Raw genomic sequence first — 23423 nt, forward strand, 5'->3', positions numbered from 1 at the left:
CATGACATTGACAGCCCCGGAGCGCGACATCGACGACACACGGTTGGCGTGGCCGGACTCCCTGTCCGGCCCTGAGCAGCAAGGGTATTCGGGCAGCGATGTGACCCGGCATCTTGCGGCGGGACGACCCGTCGTCGTGTCCCGCCCCCACCGGCACGGATTCGTCGTCGTCGCCGCACACGATGCGTCGACAACTGCGGCGGCCTTCGTGATCCGTCACTCGTCGGGATTCGTTCAGATCGCACTCCCACGCCGGCGCTGTGAGGAGTTGCTGTTGCCGCCGATGAACCCGTTCGACACCGGCGGAGCCCGGATGTGCGTCGGGGTGGACGCCGTACGAGGGACAGGTACCGGTATCTCCGCCGCCGACCGGGCCACCACTGCCCGCGCCCTGGTGGATCCGGTAACCGTGCCGGGGGATCTCACCCGGCCCGGCCACCTCGTCCCGGTCTGCGTCGACCACCGCGATACCGATATGCGGGACAGTGCGGCGGCAATCGCGCTGGATCTGACCCGGCGAACGGGACTGCCGCCCGGCGCCCTGTTCGCCGACTTGGTCGGGATGGCCGATCCCACCCGAATGATGAATCACACCGAGTGCGTGGTGTTCTCCGGAACCCACAACCTGCCGCTCGTCACCGTTCTCTAGCGTCCACGCCAGTCGCCGAGCCCATACCGGCCCCCGAGCCGGGGCACGGACGGCCTGGACGAGGACCACACATGGAGGCAGAGGAAACAATGGACGCACAACTGTTCAAAGAAGCGATGGCGCGAGTGACCGGACCGGTCGCCATCGTCACCGCCAACGACAACGGAACGCCACACGGCACGACGGTCAGCTCGCTCGCGTCCCTGAGCCTGACGCCGGCCATGATCTCGGTCGCCCTCGACAACGCCTCGACGCTGTTGAGCATCGTCCGCCGGACCGGTGCCTTCGGTATCAACATCCTCTCCGCCGGGCAACACGAGGCGGCGATGCGCTTCGCGAGCCGCCGCGAGGGCAGATTTGCCACTGCAACATGGGAATTCGAGGAAGGCCTACCATCGCCTGATGGGCAGCACAGCCTGGTTGCAGTGCAACGTCGCGGCCGAGATCCCCGGAGGGGATCACACCCTGCTCCTCGGCGCGGTGCGGGGCTGCTCGACCACCGACCGCACCCCCCCTGGTGTACAGCCGGCGCAGCTTCGGCACGCACACCGTGCTGCCCTCGATCACTGCAACCGCATCGTGAACGAGAAAGGAAGGGCGACCGGCCCCGCCGGACCGGCCACCGGTCATCGTGAAGGGCAGGGACAATGAGCACGGCCGCCGAATCGCTCATCGATGTGCACGCGCACTTCGTCACCGACCGGTACGTGAACGCAGCGAAAACTGCCGGGCACCAGCACCCCGACGGGATGCCTGGCTGGCCCACCTGGAAGGCGGCCGACCATCTCGCTCTGATCGACGAAGGCGGGATCGACACCGCCATGGTGTCGGTGTCCTCGCCCGGTACACACTTCGGTGACGACGGGGCCGCCCGCGCGCTCGCCCGGGAAGTCAACGAGTTCGCCGCCGAACTGGTGCGGGAGCATCCGGGGCGCTTCGGTCATTTCGCCAACCTGCCTCTACCGGATGTAGACGGTTCTCTGCGGGAAATTGCCTACTCCCTCGATGTTCTCGGCAGCGACGGCGTCGCCGTGGAAACCAACGCGCACGGACGTTATCTCGGCGACGCCCTGTTCGAACCGGTGTGGACCGAACTTGATCGCCGCCGTGCCGTCGTCTTCGTGCATCCGACGTCGCCGCCAGGTCACGAGGCCGTTTCACTGGGTCGGCCGCGACCGATGTTGGAGTTCTTGTTCGACTCCGCCCGCACCGTCAGCGACCTGGTCTTCGCCGGCGTCTTCCTGCGGTATCCCGACATCTCGTGGGTCTTCACGCACGGCGGCGGCGCAGCGACTACTGCTGGACTCCCGCACCCGCGACCGCACGCCAGATAGCATCCATCGATTCCGCAGAACAACCTCATGGTGACACTTGGCGCGCCCTGACCACCCGCAACGCGCATCGACTCTTCCCTCGCCTGAAGGCCACCGCAGATGAACCCCAGGCGCCTTCCTGCGATGACACCGCATAGGCGCCGGCGCCGCATCGTCTGTTCGGTTACCGCGATGCAGGGATCACGGCGAGGTCTGAAACGCTGCTGACACGGTTCCCTGGACTAGTTGGCATCGTGGGTGCGGTTGCGGCGCCATTGCAGTGGAGGGGTCATGCTTATGCTCCGGGAACACCGCGAGCAGGAGGTTCGATACGCATGCCCGAGAAAAGTGACAAGAAACCGGAGCCTCGAACCGTGACCGTGGGTACCCGGGTGCTGGTCCAACGACAGTTCGGACAAGCCGCGACCGGCGTGATCATCGAGGACTACTCCGAACTGACCGATACGGCCGAACGCGGACACGAGTGGGCGCCCGTGCATCGGTGGGCGGTCGCCCTGGACGACGGGCGGCTGGTCTTCGCCGATACCGCCGACCTCACCATCGAGCCCGGCAGCCCGAGATCCGGTCCGGGGGCCGACGCAACCGTCTGAGCCGCCGCCAGCGGAACCGTTACCTATGGGTGCCGGACCTTTTCGTGGGATGTAAGCAGTAGGTGATCGAACCAGGTGCGCAGACCGGAGTTTGGTTCACACTCGGCGAGGCCGGCGACGATCTGTTCGGCGATGGTGCGGAGTCGGGTGTTGGTTTCTTGTGAGCGCCAGGTGAGGATGCCGAAGGCACGGTCGGCGGGGATGCCGTAGACCAGCATCAGGGCGCCCTTGGCCTGTTCGATCACGGCCCGGGATTCGGTGAGTTCGGCGACCGCTTCGTCGACGGAGTCTTTGACGTCGTCGCGGTGGGACTCGGTGATGTCGATGTAGAACCCGGCGGTGCCGATCACCTGGCCGGTGTCGTCGTGCAGGCGGTCGCCGACGACCACGACCTGTCGGATTTTTCCGGTGGTGTCGATGATGCGGTGTTTGCTGCTGAAGGGTTCGGCGTCGTTGATCATCCGGTCGAGGGCCCGGGCGACGTGGGGGTGGTCTTCGGGGTGTTTGTGGGAGAGCAGCAGTTCGGTGGTCGGCGTGACTTCGCCGGGCCGGTGCCCGTGCATCTGGGCGACGGTATCGGACCATTCCCACCGCTGTCCGTCCAGGACGAACCGGAAACTGCCTACCCGCTGCGGCTCGCCGCCACCGAATACCTGCTCTGAATCCACGCCCTATTTTCTAGCAAATCGATAGCTGGGGAGTTGCGCGGGCTGTTCGGTCGTGCCCAAGCTCACATAGCAATGCGCGATCCTTCGGGTGCCCGGCCGCATCGCATGGACCGGCAGGGCCGGTGGCCCTCGATGACCTCACCGTCGATCCGTCTCCTGAAGCTTCGAGGTCGAAAGGGGACGAGGGCGTAAGCAGTCCGCTGTCGACTGCCTGTCGACGTCAGGCCTCCACGGGGCACCAGAAAAAGTCGTGTAACAAAGCGGGCCGGCCGTTCGGTGTACCTATCGCCTCACCGGTCGCGTCAGTCGTGTTTCGCGCCGGTGAGGCCCGCGCGTGACAGTCGGTGGCCGTCCAGGGAATCGACGATCTTCATGGCCTCAACGCTGACTGCGGCTCAGAAGTCGATTAGTGGGCGTGGTCTTCGCCTCCTGCTCGGTGAGCGGTGCATCGGAGCGGCCCACGGTGCTCTGCCGACGATCGTCGGGTCCTGGTCTGGTCGTCGAGCCGTGCTGCCCGGGCATTCTCGTGGCCGACTATTGCCTCCTGCCAGCCCTGATCGGTCACGGCGACGTGATCGCGGGCGGCTGGGGGTGGTACGCCGAGCTGTGCGGCGATCTGCGCCCACGACATGCACGCCGCCGTCGCGTCGCTGGCGAAATCGACGGCATCCTCGACCGGGCAATCCCGCCTTCACGCTGCATCTCTGCGATTCCCACCGGTGAAGCCTGCGGCGCTGCGGCTTCGGCGAACGCCTCCTCGGAATACCACCGGCTTGTCCGCTGTTGAAGAAGCTGACGGTGGCGCGCATACCCCGGGTACCACACCAGAAAAGTCGCTGCGAGCGACCACTTGCCGAGAGGCGATATGGCGTCACTGTCACCCTTGACCGGGTAAGACCTACATTGCGTAGCGTTCCCGGACGGGATGAGGAGCCGCTGACACCGGGGAAGGTGTCGGCGGCTTTCCTCTGCATCCGCCTACAGGTCCTCCACCCGCACCGATCGAGGATCGACATCGAATCGGCGGCCTTTCACGCTGGGATGGCGTAGCCTGCGACGTGGGCAAGGTTTGATCTGTTGCTCGCAGCCGACGGACTTCAGTGGTTCGCTACAAGACCTCGAGCAGTCGTTCGGCCAGTACGGCTGCCGACGCTGGGTTCTGCCCGGTGAACAGGTTGCGGTCGACGACCGTATAGGGCTTCCATATCTCATCCTTGGTGAAGTCGACGCTCAGGGCGATGAGTTCGTCCTCCACCAACCACCGGGCCTTCGGTCCGAGCCCGACCGCGTTCTCTTCCTCGTCGGTGAGCCTGCCCCTTGGACAGCTATCCGCTGGAGGTTCGCTGATCAATTCCCACTAGGCGGGCACGAGGACCGAGGACAGTCGGCGTGCGGCGAACTGGGAGAAGTATTCGACCTTCGCATTGGCGACCAGTCCGGGTAGGAAGACCTTCCATGCGGTAGTCATACGCTCGGACAACTCCGCCAATGTGGCGGTTGCGACTGCCACCAGGCGTGAGCCTAACGCCATCTCCAGCAGGAGACGGCCCGCCTCGTCCGGGTCCGTGCCCTCGCGGAAGTCGCCTTCCTCGACTGCCCGCGCCGCCAGTGCTCGAAAGGTCGAGGACCACTGGTCGAAGACCGCGGGCCCGGTGCCGCGGAAGTCGCCGATTTCGTTGAGCAGCCGGAACGCAGCCGAGATCAGGTCGTCGTTGTTGGCCGTGTCGACCATCACGTACGAGATTCCGATCAGCGTTTCCAGTGCCGGAGTGCGAGAGTCGAATTGCAAAGAACATACCGCGTTCAAACGTTCGCAGCCTTCGTCGATGACCGCCCGTGCCAGTTGCTCTTTCGAGCTGAAGTGGAAGTACAGTGAGCCCTTCGTCACGCCCGCAACGGCGATGATCTCGTGCAAGGCTGCTTCCGTGTAGCCCACGCGGTTGAACACTTTGGCCGCGGCGGTCAGCACAGTCTGCCGCGTGGCTATCGCTCTCTTCTGCAAGACACCGGCCCCTTCGTTCGACGTGTATGATGGTGTGAATCGTACTGGTCGGTATTGAGTTCGCCGGTTCTCGATCTGGGCGAGGGTTTCTTGTCGCTGATCGCGTTTCGCTTCGAAGGTGTATGTCCGGGGGCGTGCACCGGCCTCGACACGTATGACAGGTGGTTCTCACGGATCGGTGGTGAGCGCGCGTTGCCGGTTCGCGGCGTGGCGGATTTGCAGGATCCGCATACCACCGGCGACCGCGATGATGATGGCTCCGGCCACCGCGGCGAACAGCAGCGCCACACCCAGCGGCAGCGTGAAGTCCCACCCGAATAGTTCCAGGGTGATGCTGTCGAGGTTCTGCAGGATGAACACCAGTAGCAGCACCAGAATGAGCACTCCGGTGACCAGACCGGTCCAGAGCGCACCGGTACGGGTGTGTGTGATGCCCTTACGTCGGGCGGGGTCGGGATGCAGGTGGCTGGCAGCGTCCGGGTCCGGCGTCGTTCCCGCCGGGGGGACGCCGCTGCGCCGCGGCCCCGGTGAGAAGTCGGTGTTCGGATCGGCGGGGTTCCCAGAGGTGGTCGACATGCACGGTCGAGTACCCATGCGAGGTTCCGGCTACCCCGGCGCCCCGGCTCCGGGTTCGCGCGCTGTGTGGCGATCGAACCCTGGGCCGGGTCATCAGTGGTCAGCGGCAGCGTGCTCGTCGAGTACGAGCGCACCCGCCGCGCGTAATTTCCTGACGGAAGCAATGCAACCCGACCACAGCGGTGGCACGGCCCTCACGCTCGGGTCCTGGCGGCCGGTCGGCTGCTGCACTGGTCGTAAAGGCGTGAGTGACAGGGTCAATGTGAGAGGCGACTCCGAACGTATCCGGTGGTTCGGCCGCGCTGGTCTGGTTGTCAGTGGTGCTTGCCGGTCGGGGTTGTCCCGGTGCCCGGGGGTGGGGTCTCGGCGCGGGCGATTTCGGCTACGCGGTCGGCCAGCTCTCCGGTCAGTGTCGTGCCGGGTTCGGTGCTCGCGGCGTCCGTGAGCTGGGTTACGACGGTGGCGGTCGACGGGTCGACGGTGTCGATGCTCGGAGAGTGCTCGAGTTGGTGCGGCGCCTGGACTTTGAGGCGCTCGGCGAGCAAATCGGTGTCGAGTTGCTGCGCAGCCTTTTCGTTCAGCTCGGCGTGCTCGACGGTCGCGGATCGAGAGGTAGCTTCGACCTCAGCGTCAGTGACTTCCACTGCGCGTGCATCGTCATCCTTGACGGATGCACTGCCGGGGGCGGGGGCTACGCGGGGTGGGGCTGGGGCGTTGGCGGCGCGATGGGCACGGTCCTGGTGACCCAAAACGGTGCCGACGGCACCATCGAGCAGGCCGAGGCCACCCCGATACAGCCGTCGAGCCGGTGCTGATGGCGCCAGGTGTGAGATCACCCGGTCATCGATCACGTGGAGGGGGTAGCGCACGATCGTGTACTGCACGCGCAGCACGGCCAGGGGTAGTGCGGTGAGGATGTTCATGGAGCTTCCTTGTACGGGTGACAGGTCAGGATTAGGGGTGACGCTGCCGAGGGGCCTCGATCGGGTCGGGCCGGGGCGGCGGGTCGGCAGTGTTCTGTTCGTGCGGGGAACCTCCTACGGTGTGGTGTCCGAAGGCGGGCGGGCACCGGAACGGCCTGTCGAGCGCTCGCCGGGCATCGTTGCCTCACGCCGGGCACCGGCGGCTCACGGTGTTCGGCTACCATCGCACCAGCCTCGTGTCGCGGCTGGCAACCCGAAATATCCTGCCAGGCTGGGTGTCTGGCCCAATACATCGGATCCGAGGAACTCCCCGACAGCTGTCGACTCCGGATCCTTGTACGCCTCCGCGTTCGCGCGAGTACGTGCACGGGCGGCCGCCTCGATGATGCGCAGGGTGCGGTGTGATCCACTGCGCCCGGCGCGGTACGCGCGGTCGGGTGAGTCAAACGTTCCCCGAGGGTCCCTTCCTCCCGCGTTTCTTGTACAAGACATAGGCGATGACACCGACCAGAATGACGATTCCGATGATTTCCACAGGCAGCGGATACCCGATCGTTGCGTTCCCCACGCGGTGCGACCGTTCAGCAGCCTCGCGGCGTTCCGTGCCGCGGCTTTCGCGGTGACTGTTCGGGTGAGTTGAGAAGTTCGCGCAGTGCCCTGCCACTGGGCGTTCGCCGAGGTCTCACTCAGACCGGTCGAGTCATCCGGTCCAGGGTCTGCGGGTTGACAACCCAGCCCGCGGAACCTCCCTTACTTCGGTCGCCGGGCTCTTTCGTGTGCGGTGAGCAGCACATGATCGAACTGCGCGCAGACCGGAGTTTGGTTCACACTTGGCGAGGCCGGCGACGATCTGTTCGGCGATCGTGCGGAGCCGGGTGTTGGTCTCCTGCGAGCGCCAGGTCAGGACGTCGAAGGCGCGGGCGGCGGGGATGCCGTAGACCAGCATCAGTGCACCCTTGGCCTGCTCGATCACCGCCCGCGACTGCTCGAGTTCGTCGACCGCCTCGTTGACCGACCCTTTCACGTCACTGCGGTAGGAGTCGGTGATGTCGATGTAGAACCCCGTCGTGCCGATCACCGCTCCGGTGTCGTCGTACAGACGGTCGCCGACGACCACAACTTGGCGGACTTTGCCGACGGTGTCGATGATGCGGTGTTTCTAGCGGATCGGTAACCCGAGAGTTGTAGGGGTCGCGCGGACAGGACGCCCACAGTGGTCTTTGGTGCCGGCCAGAGATCGGGGTGGTCCACCGACGACGCTCGCCGATCCCCCATCGCCCGTGACAGCAGCTTCGGTGGCCCGCCGATGGGTGTTGTCTGATGATGATTAATCGCTCCCGCCTGGGGTAAGCACGGCTTACGCACCCCCGCCGGGCACGGTTCCATGCTGTATCTCGCCGCCCGCCGACGCCGAGGTGCGGGTGACGACTCGGCAACTGTGGGTGAGGGCAATGAAAATCAGAGGTCAATTGGCGGTGGCCGTCGGGGCGGGTTATCTGCTCAGGGGGTGGACCGCGAAGCTCGCTAGGTCCCCGGAGGTCGCCAAGCTCGGTGAGACTATTCGGGGAGAGCTGATGACCGCGGCGAAAGCTGCGGCGGTCACCGCGGTCAACACGCGTATCGAGTCGCTCAACAGCCGGCTCCAGTCGAGCGGCGAAGACCTGGCGGTGGGCGTGGGCGAGGTGGCCGGCACCAGGTCAGGCGAGATCCGCGACCACCACGTCGGCGAGCCGGAAGAGGGAAAGGAAGAGCCCCGCGAGCGGATCGAGTCCGCAGAAGGCGAACAGGTGCGGGAAGCCGGAGAGGTACCGGACGACGAAGGCGAGGAGCGGGCCGAGGAGACGGGCGAGACCGACGAGAGCGCAGAGACCGCGCAGCCCGAGCGGGAGAAACCGTCAAGGCGCCGTCCCCGCACCCGACGGACCCGGGACACAGGCACGGCCAAAGAAATCCGGGAGTGGGCCGTCCAGCAAGGCTACGAGATCTCCTCGCGCGGCCGCATACCCGCGGACATCGAGCAAACTTTCCGCGACGCCCACTGACAACCGAGCGGTAACCGGTGGTCGGCTAGTAGGCGCGGCGACGGCCGCCGAGAGAAGAACGCGCCACCACCGAGGGTCAGCAACCGAAGAAACATCGGCAGGGTGGCCGCTGCTGCCGCGATCACCCGGTCGCAGGTTCACGACGAACTGAAGATGGGCAGGACGACACCGACGACGGCGAAACCAAGGACGGCGATGCCGCCGATCAAGTGTGGGAACACCTGTTGGTAAATCTCGACCGGAGGGACCAGCATCATCGTCCCGGTGACGAAGATGCCGGGGTAGATCACCTCCTGGGTGTCCTCCACCCCCGAAAGTGCTGGAGCAACAGCGTGTCGCGGTAGCGTTGCCCGCGCACCCGCTCGTCTGTGCGCTCCGGAGTTACGGTTGAACAGTCCGGTGCGGACGACGCGGGCGCGGGCAACGCTACCGCGCGCTCGCAGTGCCCACCGACCCCGTCCGCAGATGATGATGTGGCCGGTCATCCGGCTGATGCGCAGTCCATTCGCCGTCGTTCCATGACGTTGCGCAGGGTGGCCTTCGATGAGCGCCTCCAGGAGGACGCCGAACATGTACAGCGCGGTGCCCACGCCTGCCAGGTCAGAACGATGGTGAACAACTGTCCGATTCCCGTGAGGGGTGCACTTCTCGGGTGCCGATCCTGGCTGATGTTCCGCTGGTTGAAGTCTCCCGAATCGGGGTAGTCGCAAAGACCGTACTCAGGGCCCGAGCAGAACCGGGCGGGACGAGTCCATCTACCGGTGTGTGCAGCCCGCGTTGCGCCGCTCCGTCGGTAACGAGCCGCCATGGCGGCCTCGGGCGGCCGAAAGCAAGGAGCACAGCAATGACCACAGGTGGACCGAGCTCGAGCAGCCTCGCCGATGTCATCGACACCATTTTGGACAAAGGCCTGGTCATCGACGCTTACGTGCGTGTCTCACTCGTCGGCATCGAACTACTTACGATCGACGCTCGCGTGGTGGTCGCCAGCGTCGACACGTACCTGCGATTCGCCGAAGCGGTGAACCGGCTCGAGATCGGGAGCGAACCGAAAGGTCTGACGGACCTGGTGTCGGACGTCAAGGGTGGCGGCAGTTCGAAGTCCAAGACCAAAGGTGTCCTCGAAGGGGTCGGCGAAACGCTCAGTGAACTCCTCGGCGGACAGGACACCGAGCGCGAACACGCGTCGAAGCGACGACAGAAGTGATTTCCGAGGGGACCAGGCAACCGATGCGCCGACCCGGAACCCCGGCGCGCACCCGCACCATCGGGACCAACGTGCCGCCGGATCGCGTGGGAACGCTAATACCCCGTCTCGGTACCGGCGAAGGAACTCTCGTCGGTCAGCTCGAGACCGCTGTTTGCGCTGGTGGTTGAGCCCTGACGAGGAGGGGTAGACGAACGACATAGGCGCACCCTCCGCGCACGGTCCTGCGACACATTTCACCGAGCTGGCTTCGAGCGCGCCGAGATCTCGCGACGAAGGGCTTCGACGATGACAACCAAAGCTCAACCGCCTTCGGCCGTCCGGGCGGGGAATCCGCCGGTAAGCGCGCACAGGATCACTGCGGCGGAGCTACTCGCGCCGACGTTCAGTGCGGCCGGCGACAGTATCGATATACCGGGCGACCAGTTTCGTTCGGGCGGAAGGGATCTCCTCTGCGGGTGCAAGCACGGAGCACCGGTATGACCACGGCGATACAACCCGCAGGCGGTGGAGGTGTCGCCGGTGGTCCCAGGTCGAGCAGCCTCGCCGACGTCATCGACACCATCCTCGACAAGGGCCTGGTCATCGATGCCTACGTGCGCGTCTCGCTCGTCGGCATCGAAATACTCACCATCGACGCCCGCGTCGTGGTCGCCAGCGTCGACACCTACCTGCGATTCGCTGAAGCCGTGAACCGGCTCGAGATCGGCAGCGAACCGGAAGGCCTATCCGACCTCGCGTCGGGCGGCACCGACAGCGACGCGGAATCGACGGCGCAGAGCTCGATCGAATCCGGTGACGACAAAGGTGATGGTCTGAGCGGCGGCGACGAAGAACCTGAACGCGAACGTGTGACGCGCAGGTCCACTCGGGAGGACAAGTGATGGCTACTCAGAGACGAGTTCGCTGCCGCGTTTGAAACAACTCGAGGGCAAGGCCCAGTGCGTCGTCAAAGGCCGCTACGACGAGGCGGCCATCCCGGGGAGGTGATCGGGGAGAGCGACCAGGCAGCGAGGAGGAGGCCGTGCACATCGCGGTCCTCCGACGTCGACCGGCAGGACGAACCCGAAACAGACAGTGGGTGAACTCGCCCGGGACTGGAACGGCCGAATCGAGATCCGCCTGAATCAGGTTATTTCGACGCAACTCCGGGTGCCGGCGGGCTCACCCGCGGGCATCGGTGCGGATATCGCGGGGGACGAGTTCGAACCAGGCGCTGGTGCCGCCGTGAATGTGCGGGTCCGGATAGCGCAAGGCCAAGCCCTGCTCGTCGAAGGCGGTGAACCAGTCGCGCCACGGCATGTGTTCGAGGACAGGCGTGCCGGCCTCGTGGAAATCGATGCGCAACACGGAGGCGTCAATGCCCGCAGTCTTGGCGATGCGTGCCGGTACGCCGTGATGGGACTGAGTCCAGCGGCGGATTTCGTCGTGATCGGTAGTGGTGTGCCGGGGTGATTTCATTCGAATCGGTCCTCGTTCGTGTCTTCCGTTTGTCGGATGTCGGTCCGGTGCATCCCGGGCATACCCAGTTCCGGCGTATTCATTCTGATGAGTAGAGCGAGCGAGTCGACGTCACCGAACATTGCCTTCCTCGCTCGCTACTCCGGTGCTACGCACCGCAGATCCGCCGCCGGGGTACGGGCGGCGGAGTGAACCGGCCCCGACCCGCAGCGGCCGCTCATGCCAGATGACCCATCGCACGCAACCCGGAGGAGGCTCATCTCTGCTGTGTTTTGGTCAGGGTGCCGTTTGAGACGAATGTGTACCCTCACCGCGCCGCCGGCCGGCCGGGCGACGCCGAAATCCTTCGCGGGACGAGGTCCGGGGTGCCGGGTGGTGGATATCCTTGGGTGCACAGTTTTCGAGCTGAGTAAGCGCGGGTGTCGATCGTCGATGCCACGAACAGGATGAATCGCTGGGTGGCCGATGGTCAGAGACGATGATCCACTGGTCACGCAGCGTGACATTGGACCGGCGGTCGCTGCGGAGTTGGCGGCGGTCGGTTTTGGGGACGCGGAGGAGATCGGCCGTGGCGGCTTCGGTGTTGTCTTCCGCTGTACGCAGCCCGACGTGGACCGGATCGTGGCCGTGAAGGTCCTCACCGCAGACCTGGACAAGGTGAATCGGGCGCGGTTCTTGCGGGAGCAGCGGGCAATGGGCCGGCTGAGCGGGCACCCGAACATCGTCAATGTCCTGGAGGTCGGTGACACCGAAGGCGGGCGCCCGTACATCGTGATGCAGTACCACGCGCAGGATTCGCTGGAGGCGCGGATCCGCCGACACGGTCCGCTGCCGTTGGACCACGCGTTGCGGACGGGGGTGAAGATCGCCGGGGCGGTGGAGACCGCGCATCGACTCGGAATTTTGCATCGCGATATCAAGCCCGCCAACATTCTGTTCACCGACTACGGGGAGCCGGCGCTGACAGATTTCGGAATCGCGCACATCTCCGGTGGCTTCGAGACCGGCACCGGAACGGTGACTGGGTCGCCGGCATTCACCGCCCCGGAGGTGCTCAGGGGTGATCCACCGAGCACCGCGTCGGACGTCTACGGCCTCGGGACCGTCTTGTTCAGTGCCCTGACTGGCCACGCGGCCTTCGAGCGCCGCACCGGTGAGCAGGTGGTGGCCCAATTCCTGCGGATCACCACCGCACCGGTGCCCGACTTGCACGGCCTCGGCATCGACGACGACGTGTCCGCGGAGATCGCCCGAGCGATGGCCGCGAACCCGCAGGATCGGCCGTCCGCCGCCGAGCTCGGTGACGAACTGCGGCGGATCGAGGCCCGCAACGGATTCCCGGTCGATGAGATGGCGTTGCATGCCGGACCGGATGCGCTGCCGGGAGAGCCGAACCCCACCCGCCCGGTCGTCGATCCCGAGGGCGCTGCGGTCGTGCGCGATTCGGCGGCCCCGGATCGTGTGCGGGGCACCGCGGGGAATCTTCCCGTCGAGCTGACCAGCTTCGTCGGTCGCCGTAATGAACTCACCGTGACCAGGGAGATGCTCTCCCGCTCACCGTTGGTGACATTGACCGGGATCGGCGGTGTCGGCAAGACACGCCTGGCATTGCGGGTGGCCGCGAATATGCAACGCGATTTCCCTGACGGGGTATGGCTGGTGGAGTTGGGAGAACTATCAGACGAGTCGCTGCTGACCGATGTGGTGGCCGCAGCGCTGGGGCTGAGGAACTACTCGGCGCGGCCACTGCGTGAGGTGCTCGTCGAGTTCGTGGCCGAGCGGGTGCTGTTGGTGATACTGGACAACTGCGAGCGGGTGGTCGACGCCGTGGCGGACCTCGCCGAAACATTGTTGCGAGGCTGCCCGGGGCTGCGGATCCTCGCCACCAGTCGTGAGCTTCTGGGCATCGGTGGGGAGGAGGCGCTTCGGGTGCCACCGCTGCCGGTACCCGATCCGGATCGGCAGTCGTCGTTGTCCGGGCTTCCCAGTTATGACGCGGTCACGTTGTTCGCCGAGCGCGCCGCCACGGCCGTCCCGGGGTTCGAACTGACCGAGGACAACAAGACTGCGGTGGCCCAGATCTGTCACCGACTGGACGGGTTGCCGTTGCCGATCGAATTGGCGGCAGCTCGGCTGCGAGCGATGTCGCCGGAACAAATCCTGACTCGGCTCACCGACCGATATGCGTTGCTGACCCAGGGCAGCCGGGGCGCACCGTCGCGGCAGCAGACCCTGCGACTCAGCTTCGACTGGAGCTATGAGTTGTGCACACCGGTGGAGCAACGAGTGTGGGCGCGGGTGGCGGTGTTCGCGGGCAGTTTCGAGCTCGAGGCCGCCGAGGTGGTGTGCGGAGCCGGGCTCGATGCCGTCGAGCTACTCGACACGATGGCCTCCCTGGTGGACAAGTCGATCCTGATCCGCGAGGAATCCGGCACCGCGGTGCGGTTCCGGCTTCTGGAAACACTGCGCGACTACGGCCGCGAGACGCTGCACGAGACGGGCGGCATCACGGAGCTGTGCCGGCGCCACCGCGACTATTACCAGAAGTTTGTGCTCGCCGGGGAGGCCGACTGGATCAGTTCCCGACAGCTCGAATGGATCACCCGGCTCGATCGGGAGCAATCGAATCTCCGGGAGGCACTGGAATTCTGCTCGTCCGACAGCCCGAACACAGGTCTCCGGATCGCCGCCGCCCTGTTCCCGTTCTGGAGTGCCAGTGGACTACTCAGCGAAGGCCGCCGGTGGCTCGCCCGCCTCCTCGCCCGAACCCCCGGGGAGCCGAGCGTCGACCGGGCCAAGGCGCTGCACGCGGCCAGCGTGTTGGCCGAGGTGCAGGGTGACCTCGAGGCGGGCGCCGCACTTGTGGACGAGGGACTCGCGCTCGCCGAACAGTCGACCGACCCGATGATCCAAGCCCTCATCGCCTACGCCGACGGCATCCTGGCGATCTTCGGTGGTGACCTGGCCCGTGCGTGTTCGCGCTTGGAAAGCGCGATCGAGACGTTCGGTCGGCGGGAGGACCGCACGCTCCAGACCGGTGCGACGAACATGCTCGGGCTGGCCAACACACTGCGCGGCGAGACGAAACGAGCCATCGAGTGCTATGAGCAGGTGCTCACGCTCACGCAGGCACGCGGGGAGGTCGTGTATCGGTCGTATGCACTGTGGGCGATGGGCGTTGCGTTGTGGCGGCAGGGGGATGCAGATCGGGCGGTGGGGCTGCTCGAACAGTCGTTGCGCCTGGCCCGAGAGGTGAACAACCGGCGCACCGCCGCGTCGGGTCTCGAGGCGCTGGCCTGGATCGCCGCCGGGGAGCAGACAGCACGTCGCGCCGCCGTGCTGCTGGGATCGGCCGAGGAGCTGGGTCGGTCGGTCGGCAGCGACGCGGTCGTGTTTCCGACGATGCTCGTCGACCACGAGGAGTGCGAACGGACGTGTCGTCGGGTACTCGGTGAGCGAGGATTCGAGGAGGCCGGCCGGGAGGGCCGGCGGCTGGGGTTCGATGCCGCCGTCGCCTACGCCCTCGGCGAGCGGACCCCGGATTCCCCGCCGGCCGCGGCCGCGGCGTTGCCGAAATTGACCAAACGGGAAGGGCAGGTCGCCGACCTGGTCGCGGAGGGCCTGACCAACAAGGAGATCGCCGCTCGACTCGTGATCTCGCCCCGCACCGCCCAGGGGCATGTGGAGCACGTGCTGGCCAAACTTGGCTTCACCTCCCGCGCACAGATCGCCGCGTGGGTAGTGGAACAGGCAAGAACCAAGCACTGAACGACGCGCAATCCGCCGTCGCCAGTCGCACACCCGGGCGTCGTCGACGTCTACTCTGGCCCATCCTGGGCTGGGGGGGTGATGGTCACGCACGCCACACCGCCGGTCGCATCATCGTCAAACATCGCCTGCGCGCCAGCCACGCGGGCCCGCCGTCCGCGCCCGCGTGGCGGAAAGGGGTGGTCTGCACTCACCGGCCTCATTCGAATGAGCCAATCCTGCTGAGGTGACAAGGAAGTCGGCCCTCTTTCGGATAAACGGTGCTTGTTCTCGCCCACCGGCGCTGGTGCAGGTGACGCTGAGGGCCCGCCCGGTGGTGGGTGGGGTTCCTCGACCCACAGCGAGAAACTCGACTTCCGCGGTCAGCACGTACAGGAAGACAGACAATGGGATCCGGTCCTGCAGACGAGGAGCACGCCATGGACACAGAGCCTGGAGTCGGTCCGCCGAGTCGCGTGGAGGGCGGCGGTCGAGAACCGGTGCGGGCCGCCGTCGTGGTCGGCGCACTGGGTGTGGTGTTCGGCGATATCGGGACCAGTCCGATCTACACCATCCAGACGGTGTTCAACCCGGCCGATCCGCACCCCGTGCCGATCAGCACGAACAACGTGTACGGCGTGGTGTCACTCATCTTCTGGTCGGTGATGCTCATCGTCACCTTCACCTACGTCCTGCTGGTGATGCGCGCCGACAACGACGGCGAGGGCGGGGTGATGGCGCTGATCACACTGCTGCGGCGCCTGGGTGCGGTGCGGGGCCGTCGCGTCGCCGTGGTGCTGGCCGGGCTCGGCATCTTCGGTGCCGCTTTGTTCTTCGGCGACAGCATGATCACCCCCGCGATCTCGGTGCTGTCCGCGGTGGAAGGCCTGAAGGTCGTCGAGCCGGGGTTGGCAGAGTGGATCGTGCCGATCACGGCGGTGATCATCGTGGGGTTGTTCTCCGTCCAACGCCGCGGCACGGCGGCGGTCGGGCGACTGTTCGGGCCGGTGATGATCGTCTGGTTCGTCTCGATCGGGGCCTGCGGCGTGAGCGGCATCGCCCGGCATCCGGCGATCCTCGAGGCGCTCTCGCCGACCTATGCGCTGAGCTTCCTGTTCGGGCACTTCGAAATTGCCTTCTTCGCGCTGGCCGCGGTCGTGCTGGCGGTCACCGGCGCGGAGGCGCTGTATGCCGACATGGGGCATTTCGGTCGGCGGGCGATCACCCGCGGCTGGCTGCTGCTCGTCCTGCCGGCGTGCGTGCTGAGTTACCTCGGCCAGGGGGCGCTGCTCCTCGGCGACGAGGGCGCGGTGAGCAGCCCGTTCTTCCTGTTGGCCCCCGACTGGGCGCGGTGGCCGATGGTGCTGGTGGCGACCGCTGCGACGGTGATCGCTTCCCAGGCGGTGATCACCGGCGCCTACTCGGTCGCGTCGCAAGCGGCGCAGCTCGGCTACCTGCCGAGATTGCGGGTGGCACACACCTCCGAGTCGACGATCGGCCAGATCTACGTCCCGTGGATCAACTGGGTGCTGATGGTGTCGGTGCTCACGCTGGTCTTCGCCTTCCGCAGTTCGGCGGCGTTGGCGTATGCGTTCGGAATGGCGGTGACCGGGACGATCACCATCACGACTCTGCTGTTCTTCTACATCGCCCGGACCCGGTGGGGCACGCCGTTGTGGCTGGTCGTGATCGGTGCCGGCTGTTTGTTGGCGGTCGACCTGCTGTTCCTGGCGGCGAACCTGACCAAACTCGTGCACGGAGCCTGGTTGCCGCTGCTGATCGCGCTCACGGCGTTCACCGTGATGACCACCTGGCAGCGTGGTCGCGCCATCGTCACCCGCGCACGGGAGCGAGCCGAGGGATCGTTACGGGAATTCGTCGACCAACTGCACGATTATCGGCCGCAGCTGGTGCGGGTCCCGGGCACCGCGGTGTTTCTCAACCGCGGTAAAAAGACGGCGCCGTTGGCGATGCGGGCCAATGTCGAGCACAACCGCGTGCTGCAGCAACACGTGGTGATCATGTCGATCAACACGCTGCCGGTGCCGCGCGTACCGGACACCGAGCGGACCGAGATCGATAAGCTCGGCTACGCCGAAGACGGGATCGTCCACGTCACAGCATTTTTCGGGTACATGGAATCACCGCACATCCCGGCCGTGTTGCGGCTGCTCGACCCCGCCGACACCGAGGGGCCGATCGCGATCGACGACGCCTCCTACTTCCTGTCGAAGATCGAACTGACCACGGGGACGGCACCGACGATGGCGCAATGGCGCAAGCACCTGTTCATCGCCACCTCCTACATCACGGCCGACGCTGCCGAGTACTTCGGCCTGCCAGGGGAGCGGACAGTGATCATGGGTTCCCGAATCGAGGTTTAGGGAAGTGGGTTCGCCTGCAGGACCATGTTTCCCAGCTTGGGGTTTCGTAGCGTGATCTGTTGAGGACTGTTCGCGACGACACACCACAGCCGGCCCGAGGGCACTATTTCCGGCCGGTCCGATCAGCGAGCGGACACCACACCAAGGTTTGGTCCCATGGGCAGGAGGTGTGCGGGAACGCCCTGCCTCGCCCGGTGCGCATCGTCGCAGCGTGATCAGGACACCTTCAGCGATGTCGAGAACCGGATGTTGCGTGCGTGCAAATCGTTGGTAGTCACCCCAGCATCGCACTGCACCGATCCTCCCGCCCACGACGGACCGGCGACTGGTGGACCGGATGACCGGGGTCAGGATCCACCCGGTGTGTCTCCGGTGGGCGTGGCGACTGGGGTGCGGCGTTGCGCGAAGCGCAGGAAGTACGTTCCGTCCACCGGGGTGGTCAGCGCGGGCAGCAGCACCCGCCAACTCTCATCCACCTGGCGGGCCCCCGCGTCGAGGATGCCGGTCGCCGTGGCGTGCAGTTGGGCGCCGTAGGCAACTGCGACGAGTACCTCGGCGACCTCACCCGGATCGAGGTCCGCCCGGATGTCTCCCTCGGCGATGGCTCGCTCCACCAAGCCGCGGTACGTCTCAGTCCAGGTATGGATGGTCGAGGTCGCGGTATGAAAGCGGCCGCTGCTGTCGCCCATCTCGCGGACCAGTCGGAACGCGGCCCGCACCATCGCCTCACCTCGTCCCATATCCGCCAGGGTGTAGGAGAGCTCAATGAGCGCTTCGACGGCACGAGTATGGCGGCGCATCTGCTGGGTACGGAGATGGTCCATTCGGTTCATGCCCTCGGAAATGACCGCGCCGGCGAGATCCGGTTTCGATGAGAAATGGTGGTACACGGCGCCTTTGCCGACGCCCGACTGCCCGATGATCATCTCCAACGTCGTGCGTACATATCCGTGCCGGTCGAATTCTTCGGCCGCACGTTGCAATACGCTGTTTCGGGTGCCACGAGATCGTTGTTGAATGACGATCACCGCTCCTTCTCCGCAGGGCCACTTTCGCCGGTAATGTACCGCGATATTGCAAGTGCCAGGCGAATATGCGCCGGGCAGCGGGCGCGCCGGGAATAATTCTTTGGTTTCGGTGATAAAGCGTTCCTCGTGGTGGTGGCTCGGCCCCCACCTGGTGAGTCGAGCCACCGCCGTTCCAGGGCGTATACGGCGATCAGCCGATGCCGATGCCGCCGCCGAATGTCACGCTGAGCCATTTCAGGAACGCATCGAATGCGACCGAAAAGTCTATACCTGCAGAACCCATGAACCCTTCACTCCTCTTACCTGTTGTCGTTTACGAGATCACCGATCCCGCTTACCTGCATATCGCATCGAGGTACCCTAGGCGTTTCACAAAACCTGAAATTAGACACCCTCTCAAACTGAACGAAAGACCAATTCGATTTGGACGACTGATCAAAATGTGAAATGGACGACTGATCAAAATGTGTGAAAATTCCCGGGGTGATTCAGGGCCGGGGGGAGGGGTCGATCCGGCGTGACGTGGCGTGGCGCCCCGGCGACTCGTGCCGCGCCGCAGCCGCCCGAGCACCACACCGTGGGGTGCCGGATCCGCTCCCGCGATCGGATGGGCCTTCGCCGCCGCGCAACAATATGCGCCCCCGCGGCGATACACCCGCGGGCGGGGCCCGTAGGGGGCACCGATCGCGTCAGCGGCGGACGCCCAGCAAACAAGGAAAGATCGAGTGCCCGGTATGAACATGTCCTGGATGGTCACGGTGCTGGCTGCCACACTGATCGTGGTCGCTGCGTCTTTCGCCGCGGCGGTCACCGCCGACGCGGCGTCGCGCAAGCAGATGGCGGACCAGGCCGATCAGGCTGCATCCGGCCCGCGGTCACAGGTGCTCACCGGCGAGCAGGTGCACAAGGGGCGGGATTGGCACCGGGTCGCGATACGGGTGTGGACGATCTGTGTCGCCGCCTCTCTCAGCGCGGTCGCGTTCATCGGGGTGCTGATCATCGTGGGATGAGGATCAGCTCGCGGCCCCACGTCCCGAGGGTTGAGATGGGCGGATCGGAAGCCGCACAGGTCGCCCGAACACCCCCGGGCCCCGAGTTCCACACATCCTTGCTCGGAATGCGGGCTCGCACACCCACCGGCCCACGGTCTAGCGCTTACGCTCAATCGATGGCGAAGAAGCTCCCCGCGGATGAGCGCCGCGCCCAGATCCTCGATGCGGCGTTGACGATCGCAGCCGAGCAGGGCGTCGCCGCGCTGACCATGCGCCCGCTCGCCACCGCCGCCGGGGTCTCCCTCGGGGTGGTGCACTACCACTTCCACGACAAGGACACCCTCCTCACCCACCTCGGGCAAACCCAGATCCTGCACGTCAACGACGCGATGCGGTCGGCGTTCGAGCAGTACACCGAACCCGCCGGCCTGACCGGAATTCCGGCGCTCGAGGACCTACTGCGCGCCGGAATCCGCGGACTCTGGCCGATCATCGAATCCACCCCCAATCACCAACTGCTGACCTACGAGATCACCGCCCACGCGCTACGCCAACGCAGCGCTGGCAACCTCTCGGCCGGTGCGATCGCGCAGCAGCAATATCGCACAATGGACGCCGAAGCCGTCGCGTTCCTCGACCTGTGCGCGACCCGAGCCGAAGTCAGCTGGACCACCCCGATCGATCAGGTCGCCCGGTTCGTGCTCACGTGCATGAACGGGCTGGTGCTGCGCTGGCTGGTCGACCGGGACGCCGACGCCGCCCTGACCGCCCTCGACGATCTCGTGCAGATCATCACCACCAAGGCAACCTCGGGCCGCGCACCGGCCGACCACAAACCAAACGACTCGGTGCCGAGGTAGGGAAGGGCAACCCCCGGAAGAGGCGGGGAGTGCCGGGGCGCCGGCGTCCTCACTAATTCCATGCTGTTGCCGCAAAGGAGCTCGGGCATCCAAAACTTCGATATGGGGCGTACCCGTACAGCTGCGAGGCAAGACCCGAGTATCGGTACCTGCGTGCGTAGGGACTTCGTCGACACGCGCCTCGCCCGGGCGCCCGGAAACAGTGGTTTCGGGGAGTCGCCGGCACCCTGGTAACGGCCACCGTCGCCCCCGCGTACTCCCAGGCCGGACGGGTACCCGAACCCCGGCGGGTAACCACCCTCCCGCCCGCCCTTTCATGATTGTTGCTATGCGCAACGCAACATTTCCGGCGGCTCCGTGACCCCGCCGGGGGGTTCGATCCGGCGGGGTACCGGGCCACCGCGCCGGGTGGGCGCGGCAACACCATTCAACGGTAACCGTGTCGTGGGCAGTTCCGGTTCGAGGCGGTGTCCCCGCGTGCCGGGGCTGTAGCGGCGAGTTCTGCGGTAGGACAATAACTCTCTGTCCAGATTCAGCACCACCTCGTACAGGGCGAGCACGTCGGTCGAGGACGGAATGCGTCGATCCTCGATCACTTCCACTTCGACGGTCGGGCGTCCTCCGACTGTCCCGTCGCCTCAGCCCTCCGGCGTCTGGGCCATCACGAAGTCGTAGACGGCGAGCGGTCCGAGCAGCCGCATTTCGACCCGGCCGTCCCACTGCTCCGCCAACGCTCCCACCGCCTGCTCGAGCTCGTCCTGCCGGGCGACCTCGACGAGGACCGCCACTTGCGCGGCATCCTCCTCATGTGTGGGTTCGCGGACGTTGACCGAGTCGGCCAGCGAGTCGAGTGCCTCGACCACCGTGGCCGTATCTTCCTCTCGCTTCGCGACGATGGCGTTGGCCACGATCTCGCCGAGGCCATCCGGGCGTCGCGGGTGGTGGCCTCCGGCTGGTCGCGGATCGTGTCGCGCAGTGCGCTGGCCTGCTCGTTCTCGCCGATCACTTCCCACAGGATTGCGTGTTCGACGTAGCGGCCCTTCACCACGTATTGGGCCTTACCCTCGAGTTGCTCCATTGCGGCGGCGAACTCGTCGGCGTGCGCGGTGAGCAGTTCGTCCTTCACCGCGTCGGAGTTGGTCAGGACCGCCCCGAACCGCAGGGGAAGTACCGGTGCCACCCGCGCGGTGCCGTCCAGCAGGTGCGCGTGGGCCTGGAGGTCCGCGGGTTTACCGAGCGGCCGGTCCACCGATATTTCGCTCACCAACGCCGCGATGTCGCCGTATCTGATAATGCTCACCTGTGAGTCGTCGACGCCGACGGCGTCGTCTTCGGTCTCCACGTCCGCGGGCACGATGCCGTAGACGTAGACGCCGGTGGTACGCGGCTGGTCGGGCGCATCGGTGGCCTGGTTCGATGTGGACATCATCTGTCCCCTCTGCTGGATTTACGCGTCTCCCGCTCGCGCTCGGGCTCCTCTTGTCCGCCGCCGAGGAGGTCACCGAGTTTCTCACCCGCGGACTCGAGTGCGCCCTTGGTCTTCGATTTGGCACCACCTTCGGTGACGTCGCCCACCAGATCGGTCAGGCCCTTGGGCTCGCTGCCGATCTCGAGTCGGTTCACCGCCTCGGCGAACCGCAGATACGTGTCGACGCTGGCGACGACGATGCGGGCGTCGATGGTCAGCAGTTCGATCCCGACCAGCGAGACCCGCACGTAGGCGTCGATGACCAGGCCCTTGTCGAGGATGGTGTCGATGACATCGGCGAGGCTGCTCGAGCTGGGCCCGCCGGTGGTCATCGGTGGGCTCCTCGCTTCGAGCCGGCGGACTTTGTGGCCGCGGTCTTGCGTGGGCGGCTACGGCGTGCCGATGCAGTGTCCTCACTCGCGGCCGCGGACTTGCGCGGTCGGCCGCGGCGTTTCGGCGGAGGCGCCTCGTCCTCCTCGGCCTCCTCGTCGACCGCTTCCTCACCCTCGCCCTCGTCGTCCTCTACTGCTTCCTCGTCCGCGGGCTCCTCGTCCTCGTCTGTTTCCTCCGGCTCCTCGGTTTCGTCCTCTTCGCCCTCGTCCAATTGCGCTTCGTCCTGCTCGTCTTCCGGTTCTGCTTCGTCGGGCTCGACTACCTGGCCGTCCCGGATTTCTCCGCGCCAGCCCTCCAACTCGTCAGGATGGAGGATTGTCTGCGTCATCACGTGGCGTCCAAAGTGTTTCAACTCCAGCCGTGCTCGTCGTCCCTGTGCACGCCAGAGGTTTCCCGTCTTCTCGAACAACCCCTTCGGGTGATATTCGAGTATCAGAACGATGCGGGTGAGATCGGGGGTCACCTCATGGAACGTCACCGCACCGTCGATGAAACCCTTAGCCCCCTTCGAGCGCCACACGATCCGCTCATCGGGAACCTGCTCGAGGATCGTCGCTTCCCAGGTTCGGTGCGACAAGAAGATCTGCGCCTTCCACTCGAGCTTCTCGTCCGATTCCTGTTCAACCCGTTCGACCTTCTTCATGAACGACGGAAAGTCGGCGAATTGGGTCCATTGGTTGTAGGCCAGCTCAACCGGAACCCCGACATCGATCATTTCGACGATGTTGGTCAACTTCAGCTTCTTGCCTTTTCCGCCACCACCGCCACCGGTGACCGCCTCCTTGAGGTCGGACGCCTTGTCCTTGACCATCTGCTTGGCGCCCTCCCAGCCGCCACCGGTGTCGGACTTGTCCGGCGACTCATTGTCATCCGATTTCTCGGAACCGGTGAGCGCGGCGAGCAGCCCCCCTTCGCCGCCACCCTCGGCGTACTCGGTGAGCCGTCCCGAGGCGTTCGACACCTTGTCCGAGACCGACGACAGTGCCTTATCGGCGACCGTCCCGATCAGCTGCTGGACCGCGTCCTGCAGCACACTCGACGCGCCGTGCCCGTCGCCCGGCACGGCCTCTTGTAGTTTCTTTGCGGCGTTCGTCATCGC

At 65.8% G+C, this 23423-nt stretch carries 22 protein-coding genes and 4 pseudogenes; 13 read left to right on the top strand and 13 right to left on the bottom strand.

What is annotated here, in order from left to right:
- The first annotated feature begins 1 nt into the window (after window position 1).
- From ACFWAY_RS07470 to ACFWAY_RS07490, 5 genes and pseudogenes are all read left to right on the top strand, one after another.
- A complete protein-coding gene (locus tag ACFWAY_RS07470; RefSeq protein ID WP_378510326.1) occupies window positions 2-649 on the top strand; it encodes a 3,4-dihydroxy-2-butanone-4-phosphate synthase in 648 nt (215 codons plus the stop codon).
- Window positions 650-765: 116 nt separating this feature from the next.
- Window positions 766-993 (top strand): annotated as a pseudogene (locus tag ACFWAY_RS07475) (flavin reductase family protein); the annotation flags it as partial.
- 58 nt (window positions 994-1051) lie between these two features.
- A complete protein-coding gene (locus ACFWAY_RS07480; RefSeq protein ID WP_378510397.1) occupies window positions 1052-1300 on the top strand; it encodes a flavin reductase family protein in 249 nt (82 codons plus the stop codon).
- Entirely contained in the window at window positions 1297-1983 is a 687-nt protein-coding gene (locus ACFWAY_RS07485) for an amidohydrolase family protein (protein ID WP_378510327.1), read from the top strand. The genes ACFWAY_RS07480 and ACFWAY_RS07485 overlap by 4 nt, the downstream gene beginning before the upstream one ends.
- A 314-nt stretch (window positions 1984-2297) precedes the next feature.
- The gene (locus ACFWAY_RS07490) at window positions 2298-2573 is read left to right on the top strand and encodes a hypothetical protein (RefSeq protein WP_378453735.1); all 276 of its coding nucleotides are present in this window, start codon (window positions 2298-2300) and stop codon (window positions 2571-2573) included.
- A gap of 23 nt (window positions 2574-2596) precedes the next feature.
- Here the strand turns inward: ACFWAY_RS07490 and ACFWAY_RS07495 are convergent, their stop codons facing one another.
- Entirely contained in the window at window positions 2597-3241 is a 645-nt protein-coding gene (locus ACFWAY_RS07495; RefSeq protein ID WP_378453736.1) for a PAS and ANTAR domain-containing protein, read from the bottom strand.
- 409 nt (window positions 3242-3650) lie between these two features.
- Between ACFWAY_RS07495 and ACFWAY_RS07500 the strand changes: the two genes are divergently transcribed.
- Window positions 3651-4028 carry a hypothetical protein gene (locus ACFWAY_RS07500; protein ID WP_378510328.1) on the top strand — a complete coding sequence of 126 codons (378 nt, stop codon included), beginning with the start codon at window positions 3651-3653 and terminating at the stop codon, window positions 4026-4028.
- A gap of 321 nt (window positions 4029-4349) precedes the next feature.
- Here the strand turns inward: ACFWAY_RS07500 and ACFWAY_RS07505 are convergent, their stop codons facing one another.
- The 5 genes and pseudogenes from ACFWAY_RS07505 to ACFWAY_RS07525 form a co-directional block, all read right to left on the bottom strand.
- Window positions 4350-4496, bottom strand: coding sequence for a hypothetical protein (locus ACFWAY_RS07505; protein ID WP_378510329.1), 147 nt, complete (start codon window positions 4494-4496; stop codon window positions 4350-4352).
- Between the two features lie 102 nt (window positions 4497-4598).
- Window positions 4599-5243: a ScbR family autoregulator-binding transcription factor gene (locus tag ACFWAY_RS07510; protein ID WP_378510330.1), complete on the bottom strand. Its 645-nt coding sequence runs from the start codon at window positions 5241-5243 to the stop codon at window positions 4599-4601.
- A 168-nt stretch (window positions 5244-5411) separates the two neighbouring features.
- Window positions 5412-5819 (bottom strand): lipopolysaccharide assembly protein LapA domain-containing protein, encoded by a 408-nt coding sequence (locus ACFWAY_RS07515; protein WP_378453740.1) that lies wholly within the window; start codon window positions 5817-5819, stop codon window positions 5412-5414.
- A 314-nt stretch (window positions 5820-6133) separates the two neighbouring features.
- Window positions 6134-6742 carry a hypothetical protein gene (locus tag ACFWAY_RS07520; RefSeq protein ID WP_378453741.1) on the bottom strand — a complete coding sequence of 203 codons (609 nt, stop codon included), beginning with the start codon at window positions 6740-6742 and terminating at the stop codon, window positions 6134-6136.
- Between the two features lie 750 nt (window positions 6743-7492).
- Window positions 7493-7901: pseudogene (locus tag ACFWAY_RS07525) on the bottom strand (ANTAR domain-containing protein); the annotation flags it as partial.
- Window positions 7902-8193: 292 nt separating this feature from the next.
- Here ACFWAY_RS07525 and ACFWAY_RS07530 point away from each other — a divergent pair.
- Complete coding sequence (locus ACFWAY_RS07530) at window positions 8194-8784, top strand: histone-like nucleoid-structuring protein Lsr2 (RefSeq protein ID WP_378510331.1); 591 nt, start codon at window positions 8194-8196, stop codon at window positions 8782-8784.
- 137 nt (window positions 8785-8921) lie between these two features.
- Here the strand turns inward: ACFWAY_RS07530 and ACFWAY_RS07535 are convergent, their stop codons facing one another.
- Window positions 8922-9374, bottom strand: coding sequence for a hypothetical protein (locus tag ACFWAY_RS07535; protein ID WP_378453743.1), 453 nt, complete (start codon window positions 9372-9374; stop codon window positions 8922-8924).
- Between the two features lie 254 nt (window positions 9375-9628).
- Between ACFWAY_RS07535 and gvpJ (ACFWAY_RS07540) the strand changes: the two genes are divergently transcribed.
- Both gvpJ (ACFWAY_RS07540) and gvpJ (ACFWAY_RS07545) read left to right on the top strand, forming a co-directional pair.
- A complete protein-coding gene (gene gvpJ / locus ACFWAY_RS07540; RefSeq protein WP_378453744.1) occupies window positions 9629-9991 on the top strand; it encodes a gas vesicle protein GvpJ in 363 nt (120 codons plus the stop codon).
- A 479-nt stretch (window positions 9992-10470) separates the two neighbouring features.
- The gene (gvpJ, locus tag ACFWAY_RS07545) at window positions 10471-10875 is read left to right on the top strand and encodes a gas vesicle protein GvpJ (RefSeq protein WP_378453745.1); all 405 of its coding nucleotides are present in this window, start codon (window positions 10471-10473) and stop codon (window positions 10873-10875) included.
- 280 nt (window positions 10876-11155) lie between these two features.
- Here gvpJ (ACFWAY_RS07545) and ACFWAY_RS07550 read toward each other — a convergent pair whose 3' ends face one another.
- A complete protein-coding gene (locus ACFWAY_RS07550) occupies window positions 11156-11452 on the bottom strand; it encodes a hypothetical protein (protein WP_378453746.1) in 297 nt (98 codons plus the stop codon).
- Between the two features lie 465 nt (window positions 11453-11917).
- Here ACFWAY_RS07550 and ACFWAY_RS07555 point away from each other — a divergent pair, with 465 nt between their 5' ends.
- Both ACFWAY_RS07555 and ACFWAY_RS07560 read left to right on the top strand, forming a co-directional pair.
- Window positions 11918-15220, top strand: coding sequence for a protein kinase (locus ACFWAY_RS07555; RefSeq protein ID WP_378510332.1), 3303 nt, complete (start codon window positions 11918-11920; stop codon window positions 15218-15220).
- A gap of 419 nt (window positions 15221-15639) precedes the next feature.
- On the top strand, window positions 15640-17583 hold the full coding sequence (locus tag ACFWAY_RS07560; RefSeq protein WP_378510333.1) for a potassium transporter Kup: 1944 nt from the start codon (window positions 15640-15642) through the stop codon (window positions 17581-17583).
- 347 nt (window positions 17584-17930) lie between these two features.
- Here the strand turns inward: ACFWAY_RS07560 and ACFWAY_RS07565 are convergent, their stop codons facing one another.
- Window positions 17931-18611: a TetR family transcriptional regulator gene (locus ACFWAY_RS07565; protein ID WP_378453749.1), complete on the bottom strand. Its 681-nt coding sequence runs from the start codon at window positions 18609-18611 to the stop codon at window positions 17931-17933.
- Between the two features lie 734 nt (window positions 18612-19345).
- Between ACFWAY_RS07565 and ACFWAY_RS07570 the strand changes: the two genes are divergently transcribed.
- Both ACFWAY_RS07570 and ACFWAY_RS07575 read left to right on the top strand, forming a co-directional pair.
- Entirely contained in the window at window positions 19346-19621 is a 276-nt protein-coding gene (locus tag ACFWAY_RS07570; RefSeq protein ID WP_378510395.1) for a hypothetical protein, read from the top strand.
- A gap of 158 nt (window positions 19622-19779) precedes the next feature.
- Window positions 19780-20463, top strand: a complete 684-nt coding sequence (locus ACFWAY_RS07575) for a TetR/AcrR family transcriptional regulator (protein WP_378453750.1) — start codon at window positions 19780-19782, stop codon at window positions 20461-20463.
- 479 nt (window positions 20464-20942) lie between these two features.
- Here ACFWAY_RS07575 and gvpO read toward each other — a convergent pair.
- The 4 genes and pseudogenes from gvpO to ACFWAY_RS07595 form a co-directional block, all read right to left on the bottom strand.
- A pseudogene (gene gvpO / locus ACFWAY_RS07580) lies at window positions 20943-21074 on the bottom strand (gas vesicle protein GvpO); the annotation flags it as partial.
- 27 nt (window positions 21075-21101) lie between these two features.
- Window positions 21102-21889, bottom strand: a pseudogene (locus ACFWAY_RS07585) (GvpL/GvpF family gas vesicle protein).
- Window positions 21889-22263: a gas vesicle protein GvpJ gene (gene gvpJ, locus ACFWAY_RS07590; RefSeq protein ID WP_378453752.1), complete on the bottom strand. Its 375-nt coding sequence runs from the start codon at window positions 22261-22263 to the stop codon at window positions 21889-21891. Before gvpJ (ACFWAY_RS07590) ends, ACFWAY_RS07585 begins: the two are co-directional and overlap by 1 nt.
- Complete coding sequence (locus tag ACFWAY_RS07595; protein ID WP_378510334.1) at window positions 22260-23420, bottom strand: SRPBCC family protein; 1161 nt, start codon at window positions 23418-23420, stop codon at window positions 22260-22262. The genes gvpJ (ACFWAY_RS07590) and ACFWAY_RS07595 overlap by 4 nt, the downstream gene beginning before the upstream one ends.
- Between the last annotated feature and the right edge of the window lie 3 nt (window positions 23421-23423).

Origin of the sequence: Rhodococcus sp. NPDC059968 (assembly GCF_042738615.1) — a bacterium.
GTDB lineage: Bacteria > Actinomycetota > Actinomycetes > Mycobacteriales > Mycobacteriaceae > Rhodococcus_F.